Origin of the sequence: Lysobacter enzymogenes (assembly GCF_017168095.1) — a bacterium.
Taxonomy (GTDB): domain Bacteria; phylum Pseudomonadota; class Gammaproteobacteria; order Xanthomonadales; family Xanthomonadaceae; genus Lysobacter; species Lysobacter enzymogenes_D.
Map to the genome: position 1 here is coordinate 1 of NZ_LXSD01000003.1, position 4,305 is coordinate 4,305.

At 74.3% G+C, this 4,305-nt stretch carries 5 protein-coding genes; 1 reads left to right on the top strand and 4 read right to left on the bottom strand.

The genetic code is table 11. The features are described 5' to 3' along the window. Nucleotides 1-413: hypothetical protein (locus A7A76_RS00120; RefSeq protein WP_206409281.1), on the top strand; the 413-nt coding region annotated here is incomplete at its 5' end. Between the two features lie 22 nt (nucleotides 414-435). Here the strand turns inward: A7A76_RS00120 and A7A76_RS00125 are convergent. Genes A7A76_RS00125 through A7A76_RS00140 form a run of 4 tightly spaced genes read right to left on the bottom strand, consistent with a single transcriptional unit; the run spans nucleotide 436 to nucleotide 4,183 of the window. Continuing rightward, nucleotides 436-1,824 carry an FAD-binding oxidoreductase gene (locus A7A76_RS00125; RefSeq protein ID WP_206409282.1) on the bottom strand — a complete coding sequence of 463 codons (1,389 nt, stop codon included), beginning with the start codon at nucleotides 1,822-1,824 and terminating at the stop codon, nucleotides 436-438. Further along, complete coding sequence (locus A7A76_RS00130; protein ID WP_206409283.1) at nucleotides 1,821-2,369, bottom strand: metal-dependent hydrolase; 549 nt, start codon at nucleotides 2,367-2,369, stop codon at nucleotides 1,821-1,823. The genes A7A76_RS00125 and A7A76_RS00130 overlap by 4 nt, the downstream gene beginning before the upstream one ends. 58 nt (nucleotides 2,370-2,427) lie before the next feature. Beyond that, nucleotides 2,428-2,811 (bottom strand): YraN family protein, encoded by a 384-nt coding sequence (locus A7A76_RS00135; protein ID WP_206409284.1) that lies wholly within the window; start codon nucleotides 2,809-2,811, stop codon nucleotides 2,428-2,430. Then, nucleotides 2,795-4,183, bottom strand: coding sequence for a penicillin-binding protein activator (locus tag A7A76_RS00140; protein WP_206409285.1), 1,389 nt, complete (start codon nucleotides 4,181-4,183; stop codon nucleotides 2,795-2,797). The genes A7A76_RS00135 and A7A76_RS00140 overlap by 17 nt, the downstream gene beginning before the upstream one ends. Between the last annotated feature and the right edge of the window lie 122 nt (nucleotides 4,184-4,305).

Here is a 4,305-nt window from a genome sequence, read left to right on the forward strand (position 1 = left end):
GCGGCGGCAGCGGCAGTGCGAACAGCGGCGACGACCGCCGCAACGACGGCCTGGGCGGCAGCGGCGGCGATGGCGGCCACGGCGGTTCCGGCGGCGACGGCGGTATCGGCGGCAACGGCGGCCGGATCGAGCTGATCTACGACGCGCGGTATCCGCAGCTGGCGCAGCAGTTGCTGCTGGATGTCGACGGCGGCTTGCCCGGCGAAGGCGGCGCCGCGGGCTCGCCGGGCCGCGGCGGCTCCGGCGGATCGGGTCGCGGCGGTTCCGGCGGCAGCGGTAATCCGGGCAATTCCGGAAACTACGGCCGCTACGGTTCGGCCGGGCGCGCCGGCAGCGCGCAGGCCAGCGCGGGCGAGGTCGCGCGCTACTTCCGTTCCATTCCCGGCATCGAGTTGCTGCCCGGGCAGCGCTGAGGCGCGTTGCGCCGCGCGCGATTCATTCGTCCGGCAGCAGCTTGCCCGGGTTCAATATCCCGTCCGGGTCGAACGCGCGCTTGATCTGGCGCATCAGCGCCAACGTCTGCGCACCCACCGCCTGCGGCATGAAATCGCGCTTGGCCAGGCCGATGCCGTGTTCGCCCGAAAGCGTGCCGCCCAGCGCCAGCGCGAGTTCGAACACCCGGCCCATGGCGACGTGCGCGCGTTCGCTCTGTGCGGCATCGGCCGGGTCGTAGAGCAGGTTGACATGCAGGTTGCCGTTGCCGGCGTGGCCGAAGCAGACGATCGGCAGGTCGAACTCGCGCGCCAGCGCCTGCACGCCGTCGACCAGTTCGGGAATGCGCGAGACCGGCACCACCACGTCTTCGTTGATCTTGCCCGGCGCCAGGGTGCGCAGCGACGGCGACAGCGCCTTGCGCGCGGCCCAGAGCTTTTCCCGCGCGGCTTCGTCGGCGGCGTCGTCGAGCGAGAGCAGGCCGTCGCCGGCGGCGGCGCGCTTGAGCGCGTCGAGCGCGTGGGCCAGGGTGTGGGCGTCGCCGTCGGCTTCGATCATCAGCAAGGCGCCGGCCTCGTGCGGCAGATCGGCGCCGCCGACGTCGCGGGCCAGGCCCACGCATTGGCCGTCCATGAATTCCAGCATCGACGGCGTCACCGGCTGCGCCATCAGCCGCGCCACCGCTTGCGCGGCCGAGGACACATCGCGGTAGACCGCGCGCAACGCGGCGCGCGCCGGCGCCGACGGGGTCAGGCGCAGGCTGGCTTCGACGATCAACGCCAGCGTGCCTTCGCTGCCGACCAGCAGGCGGTGCAGGTCGTAGCCGGTGGAGCCTTTGGTCGTGGCGGTGCCGCACACGATCAGCTCGCCCGCGCCGGTGACCGCGGTCAGCGCCAGCACGTTGTCGCGGCTGGCGCCGTACTTCACCGCGCGCGGGCCGCCGGCGTTGCAGGCGAGGTTGCCGCCGATGCTGCTGTAGGCGGCGCTGGTCGGGTCCGGCGGCCAGAACAGGCCGTGCGGCTTGAGCGCGGTCTGCAGATCGCCGTTGAGCACGCCGGGCTCGACCACCGCGCAGCGGTCGCCGGGGCGGATGTCGAGGATGCGGTTCATGCGTTCGAACGAAACCACCACGCCGCCGGCGACCGGCACCGAGGCGCCGGTGGTGTTGGTGCCGCGGCCGCGCGCGATGACCGGCACGCGCTCGCGCCGGCACGCGCGCAGCAGCGCCTGCACCTGCTCGCGCGAGCGCGGCAGCGCGACGGCGTCGGGCAGGGCGAGGCGGCGCGAGTTGTCGTAGGCGTAGGCCAAGCGCTCGCCGGGATCGGTCAGCCAGGCGTCGCCGAGCAGTTGCGCCAGTTCCGCGTGCAGCGACGACGGCAGCGGCGCGCTCATCGCGCCGGCCCGGGCGCGGGGGCGCGCATCAGTTTGCGCAGCAACGCGCCGGCGACGCCCAGCGACAACGCCGGCAGCGCCACCCAACGCGCTTCCGACCACAGCACCTCCAGCCCGCGCGCGCTGAAGAAGCGCGCGCCGATCGGCGAGACCTCGATCGGCCGCCACGGCGCGAAGATGCGCGCGTCCGACCACGGCCAATACAGCGCCACGCCGAGGCCGCCGTCGGTCAGCGCGTCGAGCAGCGGATGCGAGGCTGCGCACAGGAACAGCCACCACGCCGCGCGCCCGCGCGGCGCGCGCAGCCACGGCGCGGCGAGCGCGCCGAGCGCGGCCAAGGCGGCGGCGAAGGCGAAGGAATGGCTGGCGCCGCGATGGCCGAAATCGTCGGCGTAGGCGATGCCGAGCTTGAACGCGACCACGTCGGCGTCGGGCAGCATCGCCGCGAGCGCGCCGGCGGCGAGCAGGCGCGGCGAAATGCGCTGGCGCCCCAGCGCCAGGCCCAGGGCCAGCGGGACTACGGCGTGGGTCATCACGGTCGGCATGCGGGCGGGTCCGGGCGGGGACGCAGAGTCGGGAGTAGGGAAGCGCAGCCGCAGGCGCTCAGTCGTCGGCGCGGAACGCATCGCGCAGCCAGCGCAACTGCGGCCGCGCCGGGTCGCCGTCGGCTTCGACCACGTCGAAGCGGCAGGCGCGTTCGGCATGCGCCGGATGCCGTTGCAGGAACGCCTGCGCGGCCAGCACCAGCTTGCGCCGCTTGCGCGCGTCCACCGAGGCCGCGCCGCCGCCGAAGCGGTCGTCGCGGCGGTAGCGCACTTCGACGAACACCAGGGTGTCGCCGTCGAGCATGACCAGGTCGAGTTCGCCGACGCGGAAGCCGGCGTTGCTGGCGCACTCGCGCAGGCCGTTCTCGCTCAAGTGTTCGCGCGCCGCGGCTTCCACCGCGGCGCCGCGTTCGCGCTTGCCGGGGTCAGCGGCGCGAGGCATCCGCCAGCGGCACCGCGACGCCGCTGCTGAAGGTCGACCACGCCGGGGTGCGCAGCACGTTGCCGAAGCCGTCGATGCGCAGCACGCCGGTGGCGCCGGCGACATAGGCGTCGGAGCGGCCGGCCAGACGTTCCAGGTAAGCGCTGAGCTGCCAGGCGTCGTAGCCGAAGGCGAACAGGCGCGCGGCCGGGCCGCGCGCGGTCGGCAGCTGCTGCGCCGTGCCCACCGCCGGCGGCAGGCCGCGGATGCCGCCGCTGATCCAGGACTCGGACGGGAAGGCGATGCCGTCGAGCACGCGGTCCTGCTCCGGCTTGCCGGTGCCCAGCAGCAATTGCGAAGTCGCCGCGCGCGGCTTGTCGGCCAGGCCGACCAGCGCCAGCTTCGGCACCAGGGTGCGGCCGACGCTGCCCTTGACCGCGAGGAACACCGCGTCGACGCCGCCTTCCTTGGCCACGAACGGGGCCAGGTCGGCGGTGCCTTCGCCGATGGTGTCGGTGACCACCGCGCCGCGCGCGCTCAGGCGCTGCTTCAGCGCGGCCACCGCGCGGCGCTGGCTGTCGTCGTCGCCGGCGATCGCCAGCACGCGCTTGGCCTTGCGCTCGGCCAGGTAGTCGGCGGCGGCGGTGCCTTCGTCCTCGGGCGTCAGCGAGAAGCTGACGTTGCCGCTGGGCGGGGTGGTGTTGCCGCGATTGAGCGCCAGCACCGGCACCGGCAGCGCGCTCTTGCCGAACAGCGCGCTGACCTCGTCGCGGCCGAGCGGGCCGATCACGAAGTCGTTGCCCTCGGCGGCGGCCTTGTCGTAGGCCGACAGCGCGCCGGCGGGAGTGCCGGCGGTGTCGTAGAAATGCACTTCCGGGCGGCGCCGGCTTTCGCCGTAGTAGGCGGCGAGCAGGCCGTCGCGGACCGAGGCGGCGGCGACCGCGGCCGGGCCGGTGCTCGGCAGCAGCACCGCCAGCTTCACCGGCGGGCGGTAGCCGTCGGCGTCGGCCGGCGGGCGCTGGGCGGCGTGGAAGCTCCAGTCGGAGGTGCGGTCGAACGGACGCGGCAGCGGCAGCCCGCGCTTCATCAGCGCGCGGCCGGCGAAGTTGTACAGCGGGTCGCCCTCGATCAGGGCATTGGCTTCGCGGCTGAGGGTGGCGTCGTCGAGCTGGGCGAGCAGGCGTTCGATCTGCTGCTCGTTCTCGCTGCGCTCGGCGCCGCTGAGCGCGGCGTGGTTCTTCGCCAGGTGCTGGGCCTGGGCGACGATGGGATTGGAGGCGGCGACGGTCGCGACCGGGCGGGTCTCGACGCTGGCGCAACCGCCCAACAGCGCCGTGGCGGCCAGGGCGCAGAACATCCATGTAAAAGCGGGCCGGTTCTTGCTTCGATTCATCGGCTTGCGTGCGCCGCGGGCGGCGTTCCTGTGGGACCGGGTAGGATTCTACCCGGCCCGGGCGACGCGAACGCGCCGCCGTGGCCGCCCGCGTTCAGCCCGCGCCCGCGGCCGGGCCCGTC

Coding starts and splice junctions, on each gene's coding strand:
- A7A76_RS00125 (WP_206409282.1), bottom strand. CDS start 1,824: ATGAGCGCGCCGCTGCCGTCGTCGCTGCACGCGGAACTGGCGCAACTG.
- A7A76_RS00135 (WP_206409284.1), bottom strand. CDS start 2,811: ATGCCTCGCGCCGCTGACCCCGGCAAGCGCGAACGCGGCGCCGCGGTG.
- A7A76_RS00130 (WP_206409283.1), bottom strand. CDS start 2,369: ATGCCGACCGTGATGACCCACGCCGTAGTCCCGCTGGCCCTGGGCCTG.
- A7A76_RS00140 (WP_206409285.1), bottom strand. CDS start 4,183: ATGAATCGAAGCAAGAACCGGCCCGCTTTTACATGGATGTTCTGCGCC.